The sequence below is a fragment of the Coprococcus intestinalis genome, from assembly GCF_023656595.1.
In the GTDB taxonomy this organism is placed as follows: Bacteria; Bacillota; Clostridia; order Lachnospirales; family Lachnospiraceae; genus Coprococcus_A; species Coprococcus_A intestinihominis.
The window spans coordinates 128907-143778 of record NZ_JAMOKJ010000003.1 but is presented as its reverse complement, the minus strand read 5'-3'; the positions used below and the strand labels follow the sequence as shown (position 1 = coordinate 143778).

The following is a 14872-nucleotide window of genomic DNA, read 5'->3' as shown; positions in this document are numbered from 1 at the left end:
AGGGACAGCAGATGAAGAGATATTTAAAGACAGCTTTGCGTTTTATCCTGTTCTGTGTGATCTTTATGGTCATTCTGATGCTTTTGTCCAAGGTGTTTGTGCCGAAGGATAATCAGAAATCGGCAGGAATGGAAGCGGTACAGAGTAATGGTATTCTTGGGGAACCGGACAACACGATGGATTATCTGGTAGTGGGAGACAGCGAGACCTACAGTTCGATCACACCGATGGAGATCTGGCGTCAATACGGCTATGCAGGTTATGTCTGCGGAACCGGCGGCCAGCATCTTTATGATACAGAGCGTTTTCTGGCCCAGGCTCTGAAAAAGCAGTCCCCGAAGTATGTCATTCTTGAAACGAATGCCCTGTATCGGAAGATTGCCTATGAAAAGATTCTTAAGTCCCAGCTGGAAAAGTATTTTCAGATTTTCAGGTATCATGATCGCTGGAAGAGTCTGATGCTCAATGATTTTACTGGATCCGTCAACTATACATGGACCAATGACTACAAGGGTTACCGGTATGAGAACAAAGTGGCAACTGCGGCTTTGAAAGACTATATGAAGCAGACAGATCAGAAAGCAAAGATCTCGGCCATCAACCAATATTATGTTGAGCAGATGATCAAATTGTGCAGAAAAAATAATGTTGAGCTGATATTGGTCAGCACACCGAGCATTAAGAACTGGAATTATGCCAAACACAATGGCATACAGGCCCTGGCTGATCAGTATGGACTGGAATATTATGATCTGAATCTGATGCCGGATCAGGTGAAGATAGACTGGAAGAAGGATACCCGTGATAAAGGCGACCATTTGAATCATACAGGCGCCGTGCAGGTCAGTGACTGGCTGGGCGCTTTCTTCCACAGTAAAAATACACTGACGGACCACCGTCAGGAGACGGCATACAGTCGATGGAATGATGCATTGGGAAGATATGATCAGCAAATTGCTGATGGAACAGCATATGAGATATCTCATGGCAAGAAATAACAGAAGGGGCAGGCTGTTTGCCGGATAGGACGGTGAAAGGAACTACACATTATGGGGCATAATATATTACTTGTGACGGATGACAGAGAATCAAAGGAATTGCTTATGCTGCATTTGAACAGCAATGGGTTTACGGTTGATATTGCAGAAAATGAGGAGATGTTTAATGTCTGTTTCGGGCATCAGAAGGCGAATTTGATTCTGATTGATATGATGATGAAAAGTCTCAACATATATGAATTGATCAGAGTGATCCGCTTGAAGAGTAATCTGCCGATCATATTGATCGCAGATAAAGAGAATGATGCCAATCGTATTCTGGGATTGAATCTTGGGGCAGATGCCTGTGTGATAAAGCCGTACAATCCTCTGGAGGTTATAGCAGAGGTGCAGGCTATGTTAAGGCGCTACTATGAACTTGGATGCGGCGGCAGAATACCCGGAGAAACGATGGTATTGCGCGTGGGAGAACTGGTGTTGGATACGGAGGCTTTTGTATTGAGAAAAAACGGCAATGTGCTTTCTCTGACATCAGCGGAATTGAAAATCCTTGCGAAACTCATGCGTTCTCCGAAACGGGTTTTTACAAAAACACAGTTGTGTGAATGCATCAATGGCAGATATTATGAAAATGATGACCGGACAATGATGGTTCATATTTCCAATATCCGTGCTAAGATTGAGGATGACCCGGCCAACCCGAAGTATATCAAAACCGTCCGCGGATTGGGATACAAAATCGACAGTGATGATTAATCATAGAAGAATTGCATTAATTTTCAAAAAAACTGTTGACAAATAGAGGGTATCTGCGATACAATACCACCTGTAAAGTAAAAATACTTTACAGGTGGTGCTGTTTTATGGAGAAATTTATTGAAGAAGCGTTGCTTTATGATTTTTATGGAGAGCTGTTGACAGAGCATCAGAAGCTGATCTATGAGGATTTTGTTTTGAATGATCTGTCCCTGAGTGAAATTGCGGAAGACCGTGAGATCAGCAGGCAGGGTGTGTATGACATTGTCAGACGCTGCAGGAAACAGCTTCAGGGATATGAAGCGAAGCTTCATCTTGTTGCGAAATTTATTCATACGAAGGAACGCGTCGCAGAGATCAATCATTATGCGAACGAGATTCTTGAGCATCAGGAGGATCATCAGAGGATGATAGAATGTATTAACAGGATTGAGATGCTGTCCAATACAATCGTAGAAGAATTGTAGAACCGGAGGCGAAGCTATGGCATTTGAAAGTTTATCGGACAAATTGCAGAATGTATTTAAAAACTTAAGAAGCAAAGGCCGTTTAACAGAAGCAGATGTGAAAGCGTCACTGAAGGAAGTTAAAATGGCGCTTCTTGAAGCGGATGTTAACTTTAAGGTTGTTAAGCAATTTATTAACTCCGTGACAGAGCGGGCAGTTGGTCAGGATGTGATGAACAGTCTGACACCCGGGCAGATGGTCATTAAGATTGTCAATGAAGAGATGGTTGCTCTCATGGGCAGTGAGACTACAGAGATTAAGCTGAACAATAGCAACGAACTGACAGTCATTATGATGGCTGGTCTACAGGGTGCAGGTAAGACGACCACTTCTGCGAAGATTGCAGGCAAGCTGAAAGCAAAGGGACGCAAGCCTCTGCTGGTAGCCTGTGATGTATACAGACCGGCAGCCATCAAACAGCTGCAGGTGAATGGTGAGAAGCAGGGTGTGCCTGTTTTCTCCATGGGAGATCATCAGAATCCCGTTGATATTGCGAAGGCAGCCATTGAGCATGCGAAGAACAATGATCTGAATGTGGTGATTCTCGATACAGCTGGTCGACTTCATGTGGATGAGACCATGATGGAAGAGTTGGCGAATATTCAGAAGGCTATCAAGGTAGACCAGACAATATTTGTTGTGGATGCCATGACAGGTCAGGACGCAGTCAATGTTGCGAAGTCCTTTAATGAACAGATTGAGCTGGATGGTGTGATTCTGACGAAGATGGACGGCGATACCCGAGGCGGTGCGGCATTATCCATCCGAGCAGTGACAGGCAAGCCGATTCTGTATGTTGGTATGGGTGAGAAACTCTCTGATCTTGAGCAGTTCTATCCGGATCGTATGGCATCAAGAATCCTTGGTATGGGTGATATCCTGACATTGATCGACAAGGCTCAGAGCCAGATTGATGAGGATAAGGCCAGAGAGCTGAATCAGAAGATCAAGAAGGCGACATTTGGTTATGATGATCTGTTGGAATCACTGAATCAGGTGAAGAATATGGGCGGCATTACAGATATGCTTTCCATGCTTCCGGGTGTAGGCAGTCAGCTGAAGAATGTTGAGGTTGATGACAGTCAGTTCAGCCGGATTGAAGCAATTATTCTTTCCATGACGCCGCAGGAACGTGCGAATCCGGATTTGATCAATCCGAGCCGCAAGAAGCGGATTGCACAGGGTGCAGGCGTGGATCTCAGTGAAGTGAACAAGCTGGCCAAGATGCTTGAACAGATGAAGAAGATGATGAAGCAGTTTGGTGGAAGCTTACCTAAGGCAGGCAAAAGAGGAAAATTCAAATTTCCTTTTAGTATATAATTAATTTTTTCAGGAGGTGAAAGAACATGGCAGTTAAAATCAGATTAAGAAGAATGGGTCAGAAGAAGGCTCCTTTTTATAGAATCATCGTAGCAGATTCCAGATCCCCAAGAGATGGTAAATTCATCGAAGAGATCGGTTACTACAATCCAAACGTTGAACCAAGTGATGTAAAGGTTAACGAAGAGCTCGCTCAGAAATGGTTATCTACAGGCGCTCAGCCAACAGAAATCGTTAGCAGACTTTTCAAGAACGCTGGCATCATTAAATAATTGATTTACAGTGGGGGAATCTGTAATGAAAGAATTAGTAGAAGTTATTGCTACTTCACTCGTAGATCACCCGGAAGAAGTTGTCGTTACAGAAACTGTAACTGACAAGTCTATCGTCTTAGAGCTCAAAGTGGCTCCTGATGATATGGGAAAGGTTATTGGCAAGCAGGGACGTATCGCGAAAGCAATCCGTACCGTTGTCAAATCTGCAGCGTCTAAGGATGATAAGAAAGTCATTGTAGAAATATTGCAGTAGAAACTGGGAGCTGTCGCGGTTGTTCTGGAAAGGTTCTGGCCTTTCGGAATATGCGGCGGCTTTTTGTGTCATAGATGATTTAATTGAGATATCACATGGAATGATTTGTGGGAATTTCCCGGTTTTATATATAAAGGAAGGAAAACGATGGAAAAATATTTGCGCGTAGGTGTTATTTCGTCTTCTCACGGTGTGAGAGGAGAAGCCAAGGTATTTCCTACAACAGATGATGTACAGCGTTTTAAGAAGCTGAAGACCTGTATCCTCGATACAGGCAGAGAATATAAGGAGCTTCATATAGAAAGTGTCAAGTTCTTCAAACAGATGGTCATTTTAAAGTTCAAAGAGATAGCATCCATTGATGAAGTGATGCAGTATAAGGGCAAGGATCTTCTTGTTACCAGAGATCAGGCAGTAAAGTTGGAAGAGAATGAATATTTCATCTGTGATCTGATCGGACTGAAGGTTGTGACAGATGAAGGTGAAGATTTTGGCGTTCTGACAGATGTGATTCAGACAGGGGCCAATGATGTGTATGCGGTGAAATGCCCAAATGGCAAAGAAGTACTGCTTCCGGTCATTGATGAATGCATCCTGGATGTGGATCTTGAGAGGCAGCAGGTAACAGCTCATATCATGCCTGGACTTGTTGACTGATAGGAGAGAAGTATGGATTTTCATGTAATGACATTATTTCCGGATATGATTATGCAGGGACTTTCTGACAGTGTGATCGGCCGTGCCGTCAGAAAAGGAACCATCGGCCTGCATACAGTGAATATCCGTGATTATTCTCTGGATAAGCATAAACATGTGGATGATTATCCATATGGCGGAGGCGCAGGTATGGTGATGCAGCCGGAGCCGATTTATGCCTGCTATCAGGATATCGTCGGCAAGATGGATAAAAAGCCCCGTGTGATCTATATGACGCCTCAGGGCAGAGTTTTCAGCCAGGAAATTGCTGAAGAATTGTCAAAGGAAGAATCTCTGATTTTTCTTTGCGGTCATTATGAGGGCATTGATGAGCGTGTGCTGGATGAGATTGTCACAGACCATCTTTCTATTGGCGATTATGTTCTGACCGGTGGCGAACTGCCGGCCATGGTGATGATCGATACCATTGCCCGACTGGTACCGGGGGTACTCAACAACAGTGAATCTGCGGAGTATGACTCTTTTCAGGATGGTCTTCTGGAATATCCCCAGTATACAAGGCCGGAGATCTGGCATGACAAGCAGGTACCGGAAGTCCTTTTGTCCGGGCATCATGGTAATATTGAGAAGTGGCGCAGACAGCAGTCTTTGAAGCGGACCTTTGAGAGAAGGCCGGAACTGCTGGAACAGGAGGAAGTACAGGAGGCTTTGACGAAGAAGGACAGAGAATATCTGTCAGAGCTGGAAAATCCTGAGGATACATTGTGAAAATTTTGAAGGAATAAAAGAAAATCGTCAAAATGACTTGCATTTCAGTGAATCCTATGATAAAATGTAATGCGCTGGTGCGTAAGCGTATCACTGCAGTTGCTTTTTAGCTGATGTACGAGTGATATTTGGCACCGGCGGTAATTGTAAGAAATGGATGGTCCTCTGCTGCAGGAGAATGCATTAAGAACATCTGGATATTATAAGGAGGTTCATTATGAACGATATTATTAAAAGCATTGAAGAAGCTCAGTTAAAATCTGATATTACACCATTTTCTGTTGGCGATACAGTAAAAGTATATGCTAAAGTAAAAGAAGGCAACAGAGAAAGAACACAGGTTTTCGAAGGAACTGTTATTAAGAGACAGAACGGCAGCAACCGTGAGACATTTACAGTTAGAAAGAGCTCTAACGGTATCGGCGTTGAGAAGACATGGCCGCTTCATTCCCCAATCGTTGAGAAGATTGAAGTTACAAGACGTGGTAAAGTAAGACGTGCGAAACTGTTCTACTTAAGAGACAGAGTTGGTAAGAAAGCTAAAGTTAAAGAATTGGTTAAATAATCAGTAAACACAGAAGTAAGATAATTGGGACAAATACATATGTACTTGTCCCATTTTCTTTAGTGAGGGCGGTAAATGAGAAAAGTTCCATTATCAAAGAAGCAAAAGCGTGCAGAGAAGATTAAGAAGACATTGATCCATGTCGGTATCTGGCTTCTTGGGCTGCTGATAGTTATTGCACTTGGTGTTTTTGCGGTGCGTGGTTTTGGTATTAAGACAGTGATCATTGATCAGTCGATGAACCCGACACTGCAGAATGAAGATGTTGTATTGCTGAATAAGCTCTCTTATAAGATAGGTTCACCGAAGCGGATGGATGTTGTTGCTGTCAGAATCGGTGCATCCGAGAACAGTCCGACCTATGTGCGGAGAATTATCGGTCTTCCGGGGGAGACTGTACAGATCAAAGACGGCAAGGTGTATATTGATGACACTGAACTGGAACTGACATTTAATGATGCGGCCATAGAGAATGCCGGTGTCGCCGAGAAGGGTGAGACCCTTGGGGACAATGAGTATTTTGTTTTATGTGATGATTATAATAATAACCGGGATGACAGCCGATTAGACAGTATAGGAACTATTGATTCGGATCAGATTCTCGGAAAGGTATGGCTGATTCGTTCACCACTGTCACGCCTTGGTCTGGTACATTAAACACAGGACATTATTGAAATTGAACAGTTAAGAACAGGAGAATTTATGAATATACAGTGGTATCCGGGGCATATGACGAAAGCACGTCGTATGATGCAGGAAGATATTAAGCTTATTGATATTGTGATTGAACTGGTGGATGCAAGACTGCCTCTGGCCAGCAAGAATCCTGATATTGATGATCTGGCGAAGGGGAAGGCAAGGCTGATCCTTCTGAATAAATCAGATATGGCCGATCCGAAGTACACAAAGCTTTGGGAGAGCTATTTCAAGGCAAAAGGATTTTTTGTACTTCAGATCAACGCACGTACCGGTGCCGGTATGAAAGCTGTTACCGGTGTTGTTAATGAGGCGTGCAAAGAGAAGATTGAACGTGACCGCAGACGAGGCATTAAGAATCGCCCGATCAGAGCGATGATCGTGGGTATTCCGAATGTAGGAAAGTCCACGTTTATCAACAGCTATGCGGGCAAAGCCTGCACAAAGACCGGCAACAAACCGGGTGTAACAAAGGGCAAACAGTGGATCAAGCTGAACAAGAATGTTGAACTTTTGGATACGCCGGGAATTTTGTGGCCGAAGTTCGAAGATCAGGCAGTAGGACAGAAGCTTGCTATTTCCGGATCGATCAAGGATGATATCCTTAATATTACAGAACTTGCCATGAAGCTGGCAGATTATATGAGTAAGAATTATCCGGGAACGATGGCTTCTCGTTATGGTATTGAAGAGAGTGACGACAGTGTGAAGGTACTGGCGGATATTGCCATTGCCAAATGTTGTTTGATGAAAGGCGGAGAGCCGAATATCGACAAGGCAGCTTCCATGTTGATTGATGATTTCAGAAGTCTCAGACTTGGAAAGGTGACACTGGAACAGCCGCCTCAGTCAGAAGAGGAATGATAGAAATTGATTCAGGAAAAGATTGAGATAATCAGAGATAAGTTCAAGAATGCATCAATAGAAACACTGCCGGAATTGATGACAACTTATCGAGAAGATGGTCGAATTGGTGTCGGCAAGATTCTGGAAAGGGCACAGAAGAAGCTGGATGCGTACAACAAAGAACTTGATCGTGTGCAGAAGATGCTTTCTTATGAAAGACAGTATGGAGAATGCGGTGTTATCTGTGGCATTGATGAAGCCGGACGGGGGCCTTTAGCCGGTCCTGTTGTTGCAGCGGCTGTTATTTTGGATATAAACTGTCCGATTCTTTATGTCAATGATTCTAAGAAGCTTTCAGAGAAGAAGCGGGAAGAATTGTACGATGAGATTATGGAGAAGGCTGTCAGTGTGGGTGTAGGCATTGCGTCACCGGAGACGATTGATGAGATTAATATTCTTCAGGCAGATTATGTGGCCATGCGGGAGGCTGTGAGTCAGTTGACACCGAAGCCGGAAGTATTCCTAAATGATGCGGTGACCATTCCGGGCATTGAGGGCAGACAGGTGCCGATTATCAAGGGTGATGCCAAGAGCCTTTCTATTGCAGCGGCCAGTATCATTGCAAAGGTGACAAGGGACCGTATGATGCGTGAGTATGACAAACTGTTTCCTGAGTATGATTTTGCAAAGAATAAAGGATATGGAACAGCGGAGCATGTGGCGGCACTAAAGACATTTGGACCAACGCCGATTCACAGAAGAAGTTTTATATCCAATTTCATTTAGTGGGGGACGGTGTATGAACCATGTCGAGAAAGGCCATTATTATGAGCAGGAGGCTGCAGATTACCTGATATCCTGTGGCTATCGGATTTTGGAAACGAATTACCGATGCCGTCATGCAGAGATTGACCTGATCGCCATGGATGGCGACTATCTTGTTTTTGTGGAAGTCAAATACAGACAGTCTGACAGGGTTCAGTCACCCTCTGAAGCAGTTGATGGGAAGAAGCAGCGACAGATCAGTCTGGCTGCAGATCAATATTTGCTGAAGCATAATGTGAGTGAGGAACAGCTTTGCCGGTTTGATGTAGTTGCTTTTTTGAAGGAACGGCCGATTTTATATAAGAATGCATTTGAGTATCAGGGAGCGAAAGGATGGTAGCAGTGACAGGAAGCGGAACAACAGAATTAAAAGAGAAAAATCACGTGCCGTATATACAGTTTAAGAATTTGTCTGCCACAGGCATTGTGAAGCATGGTTTTTCAACGAGAAAAGGCGGTGTGAGTACCGGTATTTTTTTGTCGATGAATCTGAATTTCAAGCGCGGAGATGATCCGGATGCCGTGTTGGAGAATTATCGCAGAATGGCTGCTGCTCTGAATATGCGTGTGGAGGATATGGTTTTATCTGATCAGACGCATACAACCAATGTCCGTGTCATCACAGAGGAGGACAGGGGCAAAGGCATTTTGAGACCGCAGGATTACAGTGATGTGGACGGCATGATCACCAATGTTCCGGGAATTGTTCTTGTGACATCATATGCGGATTGTGTGCCCCTTTATTTTGTTGATCCGGTTAGAAAAGTCATCGGTCTGTCTCATTCAGGCTGGAAGGGAACGGTTGGTCATATCGGACAGAAGACCGTTGAGAAGATGCATGAGGTCTATGGCTCCGAGCCGAAGGATATCGTTGCAGCCATTGGCCCTTCTATCTGCCAGAGCTGTTATGAGGTCAGCGATGATGTGGCGGAGGCTTTCAGAGCCAATTTTACAGCCGATGAGGCAGCAGATATTTTGCTTGATAAAGGCAATGGCAAGTATCAGCTGGATTTGTGGAAAGCCAATTGGTATGTACTGACAGATGCAGGTATTCTTCCTGAACATTTGTCTGTGACAGATCTCTGCACAGCCTGTCATCCGGACCTTTTGTGGTCCCATCGAAAGACAAATGGGCAAAGAGGCGGTTTATCTGCGTTTCTGTCCCTGATCGATACGTCTGTTTAGAAAACGGAGTAGAAGAATTATGAAGAAACATTTACATGTGATCCAGTCAATTGTTCCCGGCAGTATTGCAGAGGAAATGGAGCTGCAGCCCGGTTATACAGTTCTTGCTATCAATGGCCAGGATATCGAGGATGTGTTTGACTATCATTATCTGGTCAATGATGAATATATTGAAATGCTGATCCGCACGGCTGATGGAACGGAAGAAGTGCTGGAGATTGAGAAGGATTACGATGAAGATATCGGTATCGTATTCGAGTCCAGTCTGATGGACGATTATCGTTCCTGCAGCAATAACTGTATTTTCTGCTTTATCGATCAGCTTCCGAAAGGCATGCGTGAGACGATGTATTTCAAGGATGATGATTCCAGACTATCCTTCCTTCAGGGCAATTATATTACTATGACGAACATGAAGGACGAGGCGTTGGAGCGTATCATTCGATACAAGCTGGAACCCATCAATGTTTCAGTGCATACAACCAATCCGGAACTGCGGTGTATGATGCTGCACAACCGTTTTGCGGGCAAGATCATGGAGCAACTTCAGAAACTTTATGAGGGCGGTATTATCATGAATGGTCAGATCGTTCTCTGCAAGAACGTCAACGATGGTGAAGAACTGGAGAGAAGTATTCGTGACCTGTCCGGCTTTATCCCGAACATTGAGAGCGTTTCTGTGGTACCGGTAGGCCTTTCTGACCACAGAGAGGGTCTTTATCCGTTGGAACCTTTTAACAGGGAGGACGCCAGAAAAGTTATTGCCTGCATTGAGAAATGGCAGAAGAAGCTGTATGAGGAGTATGGTACACACTTTATCCATGCTTCGGATGAATGGTATCTTCTGGCGGGATATGAGATGCCGGAGGAAGAACGCTATGACGGTTATCTTCAGCTGGAAAATGGCGTTGGTATGATCCGGCTTCTGACGGAGGAGTTTCATGAGGGCCTGAAAGAAGCTGTTACAGACAGCAAAAAGCGCCATGTGACGATTGCAACAGGACATTCTGCTGTGGGAACTATTCGAAAACTGGCAGAAGAGCTTTGTGAGAAGTTCCCTAATGTGACCGTAGATGTCTATGAAATTGTGAATCATTTTTTTGGAGAACAGATAACGGTTTCAGGGCTGATGACAGGAACTGATCTGAAGGAACAGCTTCAGGGCAAAGATCTCGGTGAGACGCTGCTGCTTCCGGTCAATATTCTTCGAAGTGGTGAGGATGTGCAGATACTTTTGGATGATATAACGATTCCTGAACTTGAAAATACTTTACAAATTCCGATTTCGATTGTACAATCAAACGGACAGGACCTGGTAGATAAAATTCTGGGAAGAGGTGAGATAGATGAGTAAACCAATTGTGGCTATTATAGGTAGGCCGAATGTAGGTAAATCAACTTTATTCAATGCCCTGGCAGGACAGCAGATTTCTATTGTCAAGGATACGCCGGGAGTAACAAGAGACCGAATTTATGCAGATGTAAACTGGCTGAATACACAGTTTACAATGATTGATACAGGTGGTATTGAACCATCTACCAATGATCTGATCTTGAAGAGCATGCGTGAGCAGGCTGAGATCGCCATTGAGACAGCGGATGTGATCATCTTTCTGACGGATGTGCGTCAGGGAGTTGTAGATGCGGATTTCCAGGTTGCCAATATGATCCGTCGTTCAGGCAAGCCGGTTGTTCTCGTTGTCAACAAGGTGGATAATTTCAAGACCATGATGGCGGATGTCTATGAATTCTATAATTTAGGACTGGGAGATCCGATGCCGATCAGCGGCAATTCCAAGCTTGGACTGGGTGATATGCTGGACGAAGTCATCAAGCATTTTAAACCGGGTACAGCAGAAGAAGAGGCAGATGAACGTCCGCATGTTGCCATTGTGGGTAAGCCGAACGTAGGCAAGTCATCCCTGATCAACAAACTGACAGGTGAGAATCGTGTTATTGTCAGCAATATTGCCGGTACAACACGTGATGCCATCGATACGGTGATCAAGCACAACGGCAAGGAATATGTTTTCATCGATACAGCAGGTTTGCGCCGTAAGAGCAAGATCAAGGAGGATATTGAACGTTATAGTATTATCCGTACGGTTTCGGCGGTGGAGCGTGCCAATGTGGTGGTTCTGATGATTGATGCCAAGGAAGGTGTGACAGAACAGGATGCCAAGATCGCAGGTATTGCCCATGAGCGCGGCAAGGGTATGATCATTGCAGTGAACAAGTGGGATGCCATCGAGAAAGATGACAAGACCATGAACAAGTTTACCAAGGATGTCAGAGAGAAGCTGGCATTTATGCCATATGCAGAGATGCTGTTTATCTCGGCAGAGACAGGTCAGAGACTGCCGAAGCTTTTTGATACCATCGATGCGGTTATTGAGAATCATGCAATGCGTGTAGGTACAGGTGTCCTCAATGAGATTCTCAGTGAGGCTGTTGCCATGAAACAGCCGCCATCAGATAAGGGCAGACGTCTGCGTCTTTACTATATTACACAGGTATCTGTCAAGCCGCCGACATTTGTCATCTTTATCAACGATAAAGAACTGACACATTTCTCTTATACCCGTTATATCGAGAATCAGATTCGTGAAACCTTCGGATTCCGCGGTACGCCGCTTCACTTTATCTATCGTGAAAGAAAGGATAAGGGTTAAAAATGGCAATTAAAGTCATTATCTGTCTGGTACTGGGTTATATTTTCGGATGTTTTCAGACAGGCTATTTCTATGGCAAATTATTCAAGGGAATTGATGTCCGCAATTACGGCAGCGGCAATGCCGGAACAACCAATACCCTTCGAACCCTGGGCAAGCCGGCCGGCTATATTGTCTTTCTTGGGGATGCCCTGAAGGCAGTATTTGCCGTTTGGATTGTGAGATATCTGCTGTTCCCGGGACTTGGTGATGTGACGAAGATTCTGGAGACCGTTACAGCTCTTGGCGTTGTTATCGGGCACAATTATCCCTTTTATATGCATTTTAAGGGCGGCAAAGGCATTGCGGCAACCGGTGGCTTTATGTTCGCACTGGATGTGCGCATCGCCCTGATCGCTGCGATTGTATTTGCGGTTGTATTCTTTACAACACGATATGTCTCCGTGGGTTCTTTGACCATTACGGCACTGTTCCCGATTCTTATACTGATCTTTTATCCTGGACAGTGGGTGGTGTTTGGACTCAGTCTGATATTCACGGCACTGGCCTGGTGGCGGCATCGGGCGAATATTAAGCGGCTGATGAATGGGACAGAGAATAAATTTGAGAAAAAGAAAAAATAAAAAGAGGCGTGCAGTCCTAAATTATCAATAATAGGATGACAAATGAGAAATTCAACACAGGCACACTTGCGTTTCCTAACACTGGCAGCAGTACATAAGGTCCTAAAGGACAGGAATGAAGTACTGGTACTGAAGGTCCGGTGGACTTTCGTTAGCACCGACCGGAGTGGAACGGAGAAGGTGTTAGAAGCACCTGTGTATGAATATTCTCATTTGTCATCCTATTTATTTGAAGTAGATGGCTGCACGCCATTGATAATTCTGAGAAATATCAGAACTATACGATAAGGAAAAGTGTTGAACACGGATTCGTTTTGTAGGTTGAGGGTTTCGCAATTTTTTACTTAAGGAATCAGATGGAATAGAAGGGTATATGATATTGTCAAATTATGGCGTTTTATGTCGGCTTTTAGAGAAAGTAATTAATTGCGAATACACGAAATTCAGCATATAATATAAGTATTAGTAGATTGGAAATGATTTTTGAGTAATATTATGGGGGAAGGTTATGGCGACGAATACATTTGATAGAAGAATTTTAATTAGTGATTCAGAGTCATTGGAGCGGTTGACAAGAGTTATGGCGGACAATACTCCGAAGAAGCCGATTTCGGAACATCCTTTTTCTAGTGATGAGAGAAAGCGAGGAGAAGAGTTATTAAAACGGTGTCCATTGCGCTCTCATCATTGATTGAAGCAACAAAGGAAGATGAAGGGCTGTTGAGGCAGATTTTATCTTCCTTTTCCTGTAATAAAGATGAGGATATAGAAAATTTTTTACATAGTAGAGCAGTTGAGTTTGAGAGTTTGTCAAAAGCAAGAACCTATTTTATTTGTGACGAGAATCAATTAATGGAAACAAATTTTTGCTTAGATCAAATAGTCATATATGGTTACATATCAATTGCGTTGAAAATATTATCTGTTCCATATGATGTGTCTAATCGAAAGCGGAAAGAGATTGATGGATTAAGTGCTAAGATACATGGAGAGCAGATTAAGGATTTTTCCTGCTATCTTATTGGGCAATTATCAAAGAATTCAAGTGTACAAAATAATGACATTTCAGGTGCAGAATTGCTGCAGGCTGCGTATGATGTTATTATGGCTGCTGTTGATGCTGTAGGTGGAAGATATGTAATGATTGAATGTCATGAAAAAGAAAAGTTGATGCAATTTTATGCAGTGAATGGTTTTGAAGAAATATCGCATATAGCAGATGGAAAATGTCCAATGGTACAAATGATTAGAAAAATTGCAAATGCATGACAGAAAATTATGACGTTTCTCATAAATTTTCTGATAATGATTGCTGACTGAGAGATGCCATGCTATACTTAATATATATTAATGCAGTCATGATTGGTGTCTGAAAGGAGGCAGTTTATGAGAGATTTTCTGGTTTCGGGAACGATGCCGTTTATTTTGGTGATGTCAGTGTATTTTCTGGTAAGGTTTGTGATGTATCTTCTGCCTTCGAAGTCAAAGGGGACATTTCTTTTCAAGGCTCAGTGGCATTTTAAGAAGCCATGGCTGATTGTGCCGACTGTTGTTTTGGTTGTCGTTTATACAGGTTTTGGCCTTTGGTTTAGCGCGGATAAGATAGCGGACAGTGGATTAGAACGAATCTTGCAGTGGTGTCTGTTGTGCCTGCCGATTCTTTGGGTGGTACTGATGTTTTTGCCGGAGAAAATCTATACAAACGGTGTTTCGGATATCACACATTTCGATATGTGGCGTGAAATTGCAAGGGTTGAGCCGATCGGGGAGAATGCTTATAAGATTGTTCAGCGAAGTGGTGTAAAATATAAACTGTATCTGCATGAAGGCGATAGACTGCCTGTCAATTTGACAACACCAGATGATATAGGGACGGAAGCTTTTAAACATTAGAATTTATAGAAGAATATGTTCCTTAAATTGTCT

At 43.6% G+C, this 14872-nt stretch carries 19 protein-coding genes; all 19 read left to right on the top strand.

Features of this window, described 5'->3' with window-relative positions; translation table 11 throughout:
- Window positions 1-11 precede the first annotated feature (11 nt).
- The 19 genes from NBH03_RS03540 (at window position 12) to NBH03_RS03450 (ending at window position 14839) form a co-directional block, all read left to right on the top strand.
- Window positions 12-998, top strand: coding sequence for a hypothetical protein (locus NBH03_RS03540; RefSeq protein WP_250797158.1), 987 nt, complete (start codon window positions 12-14; stop codon window positions 996-998).
- Window positions 999-1049: 51 nt separating this feature from the next.
- On the top strand, window positions 1050-1754 hold the full coding sequence (locus tag NBH03_RS03535; RefSeq protein ID WP_250797156.1) for a response regulator transcription factor: 705 nt from the start codon (window positions 1050-1052) through the stop codon (window positions 1752-1754).
- Window positions 1755-1861: 107 nt separating this feature from the next.
- Complete coding sequence (gene ylxM / locus NBH03_RS03530) at window positions 1862-2221, top strand: YlxM family DNA-binding protein (RefSeq protein ID WP_015514054.1); 360 nt, start codon at window positions 1862-1864, stop codon at window positions 2219-2221.
- A 16-nt stretch (window positions 2222-2237) separates the two neighbouring features.
- A complete protein-coding gene (ffh, locus tag NBH03_RS03525; RefSeq protein WP_117539473.1) occupies window positions 2238-3581 on the top strand; it encodes a signal recognition particle protein in 1344 nt (447 codons plus the stop codon).
- A 26-nt stretch (window positions 3582-3607) separates the two neighbouring features.
- Window positions 3608-3853 carry a 30S ribosomal protein S16 gene (rpsP, locus tag NBH03_RS03520; RefSeq protein WP_015514056.1) on the top strand — a complete coding sequence of 82 codons (246 nt, stop codon included), beginning with the start codon at window positions 3608-3610 and terminating at the stop codon, window positions 3851-3853.
- Between the two features lie 25 nt (window positions 3854-3878).
- Complete coding sequence (locus tag NBH03_RS03515) at window positions 3879-4109, top strand: KH domain-containing protein (protein ID WP_015514057.1); 231 nt, start codon at window positions 3879-3881, stop codon at window positions 4107-4109.
- A gap of 147 nt (window positions 4110-4256) precedes the next feature.
- The gene (gene rimM / locus NBH03_RS03510) at window positions 4257-4766 is read left to right on the top strand and encodes a ribosome maturation factor RimM (RefSeq protein ID WP_015514058.1); all 510 of its coding nucleotides are present in this window, start codon (window positions 4257-4259) and stop codon (window positions 4764-4766) included.
- Between the two features lie 12 nt (window positions 4767-4778).
- The gene (trmD, locus tag NBH03_RS03505) at window positions 4779-5534 is read left to right on the top strand and encodes a tRNA (guanosine(37)-N1)-methyltransferase TrmD (RefSeq protein WP_117528743.1); all 756 of its coding nucleotides are present in this window, start codon (window positions 4779-4781) and stop codon (window positions 5532-5534) included.
- 217 nt (window positions 5535-5751) lie between these two features.
- Window positions 5752-6099 (top strand): 50S ribosomal protein L19, encoded by a 348-nt coding sequence (gene rplS / locus NBH03_RS03500; RefSeq protein ID WP_015514060.1) that lies wholly within the window; start codon window positions 5752-5754, stop codon window positions 6097-6099.
- A gap of 75 nt (window positions 6100-6174) precedes the next feature.
- The gene (gene lepB, locus NBH03_RS03495) at window positions 6175-6756 is read left to right on the top strand and encodes a signal peptidase I (RefSeq protein WP_117528744.1); all 582 of its coding nucleotides are present in this window, start codon (window positions 6175-6177) and stop codon (window positions 6754-6756) included.
- Between the two features lie 45 nt (window positions 6757-6801).
- Window positions 6802-7659: a ribosome biogenesis GTPase YlqF gene (gene ylqF, locus NBH03_RS03490; RefSeq protein WP_015514062.1), complete on the top strand. Its 858-nt coding sequence runs from the start codon at window positions 6802-6804 to the stop codon at window positions 7657-7659.
- Between the two features lie 6 nt (window positions 7660-7665).
- Window positions 7666-8427 carry a ribonuclease HII gene (gene rnhB / locus NBH03_RS03485; protein ID WP_117539477.1) on the top strand — a complete coding sequence of 254 codons (762 nt, stop codon included), beginning with the start codon at window positions 7666-7668 and terminating at the stop codon, window positions 8425-8427.
- 13 nt (window positions 8428-8440) lie between these two features.
- The gene (locus NBH03_RS03480) at window positions 8441-8806 is read left to right on the top strand and encodes a YraN family protein (protein WP_250797151.1); all 366 of its coding nucleotides are present in this window, start codon (window positions 8441-8443) and stop codon (window positions 8804-8806) included.
- Window positions 8800-9651 (top strand): peptidoglycan editing factor PgeF, encoded by an 852-nt coding sequence (pgeF, locus tag NBH03_RS03475; protein ID WP_250797149.1) that lies wholly within the window; start codon window positions 8800-8802, stop codon window positions 9649-9651. The genes NBH03_RS03480 and pgeF overlap by 7 nt, the downstream gene beginning before the upstream one ends.
- A gap of 19 nt (window positions 9652-9670) precedes the next feature.
- Entirely contained in the window at window positions 9671-11005 is a 1335-nt protein-coding gene (locus NBH03_RS03470) for a DUF512 domain-containing protein (RefSeq protein WP_250797148.1), read from the top strand.
- Entirely contained in the window at window positions 10998-12323 is a 1326-nt protein-coding gene (gene der, locus NBH03_RS03465; RefSeq protein ID WP_015514066.1) for a ribosome biogenesis GTPase Der, read from the top strand. The genes NBH03_RS03470 and der overlap by 8 nt, the downstream gene beginning before the upstream one ends.
- Before the next feature lie 2 nt (window positions 12324-12325).
- The gene (plsY, locus tag NBH03_RS03460; RefSeq protein ID WP_250797141.1) at window positions 12326-12946 is read left to right on the top strand and encodes a glycerol-3-phosphate 1-O-acyltransferase PlsY; all 621 of its coding nucleotides are present in this window, start codon (window positions 12326-12328) and stop codon (window positions 12944-12946) included.
- Between the two features lie 687 nt (window positions 12947-13633).
- The gene (locus NBH03_RS03455) at window positions 13634-14215 is read left to right on the top strand and encodes a hypothetical protein (protein WP_250797135.1); all 582 of its coding nucleotides are present in this window, start codon (window positions 13634-13636) and stop codon (window positions 14213-14215) included.
- 117 nt (window positions 14216-14332) lie between these two features.
- A complete protein-coding gene (locus NBH03_RS03450; protein WP_250797131.1) occupies window positions 14333-14839 on the top strand; it encodes a hypothetical protein in 507 nt (168 codons plus the stop codon).
- Window positions 14840-14872: the final 33 nt, after the last annotated feature.

Coding starts and splice junctions, on each gene's coding strand:
- rpsP (WP_015514056.1), top strand. CDS start 3,608: ATGGCAGTTAAAATCAGATTAAGAAGAATGGGTCAGAAGAAGGCTCCT.
- NBH03_RS03515 (WP_015514057.1), top strand. CDS start 3,879: ATGAAAGAATTAGTAGAAGTTATTGCTACTTCACTCGTAGATCACCCG.
- ffh (WP_117539473.1), top strand. CDS start 2,238: ATGGCATTTGAAAGTTTATCGGACAAATTGCAGAATGTATTTAAAAAC.
- NBH03_RS03540 (WP_250797158.1), top strand. CDS start 12: ATGAAGAGATATTTAAAGACAGCTTTGCGTTTTATCCTGTTCTGTGTG.
- rimM (WP_015514058.1), top strand. CDS start 4,257: ATGGAAAAATATTTGCGCGTAGGTGTTATTTCGTCTTCTCACGGTGTG.
- ylxM (WP_015514054.1), top strand. CDS start 1,862: ATGGAGAAATTTATTGAAGAAGCGTTGCTTTATGATTTTTATGGAGAG.
- NBH03_RS03480 (WP_250797151.1), top strand. CDS start 8,441: ATGAACCATGTCGAGAAAGGCCATTATTATGAGCAGGAGGCTGCAGAT.
- plsY (WP_250797141.1), top strand. CDS start 12,326: ATGGCAATTAAAGTCATTATCTGTCTGGTACTGGGTTATATTTTCGGA.
- NBH03_RS03470 (WP_250797148.1), top strand. CDS start 9,671: ATGAAGAAACATTTACATGTGATCCAGTCAATTGTTCCCGGCAGTATT.
- trmD (WP_117528743.1), top strand. CDS start 4,779: ATGGATTTTCATGTAATGACATTATTTCCGGATATGATTATGCAGGGA.
- der (WP_015514066.1), top strand. CDS start 10,998: ATGAGTAAACCAATTGTGGCTATTATAGGTAGGCCGAATGTAGGTAAA.
- NBH03_RS03450 (WP_250797131.1), top strand. CDS start 14,333: ATGAGAGATTTTCTGGTTTCGGGAACGATGCCGTTTATTTTGGTGATG.
- NBH03_RS03535 (WP_250797156.1), top strand. CDS start 1,050: ATGGGGCATAATATATTACTTGTGACGGATGACAGAGAATCAAAGGAA.
- rplS (WP_015514060.1), top strand. CDS start 5,752: ATGAACGATATTATTAAAAGCATTGAAGAAGCTCAGTTAAAATCTGAT.
- ylqF (WP_015514062.1), top strand. CDS start 6,802: ATGAATATACAGTGGTATCCGGGGCATATGACGAAAGCACGTCGTATG.
- pgeF (WP_250797149.1), top strand. CDS start 8,800: ATGGTAGCAGTGACAGGAAGCGGAACAACAGAATTAAAAGAGAAAAAT.
- lepB (WP_117528744.1), top strand. CDS start 6,175: ATGAGAAAAGTTCCATTATCAAAGAAGCAAAAGCGTGCAGAGAAGATT.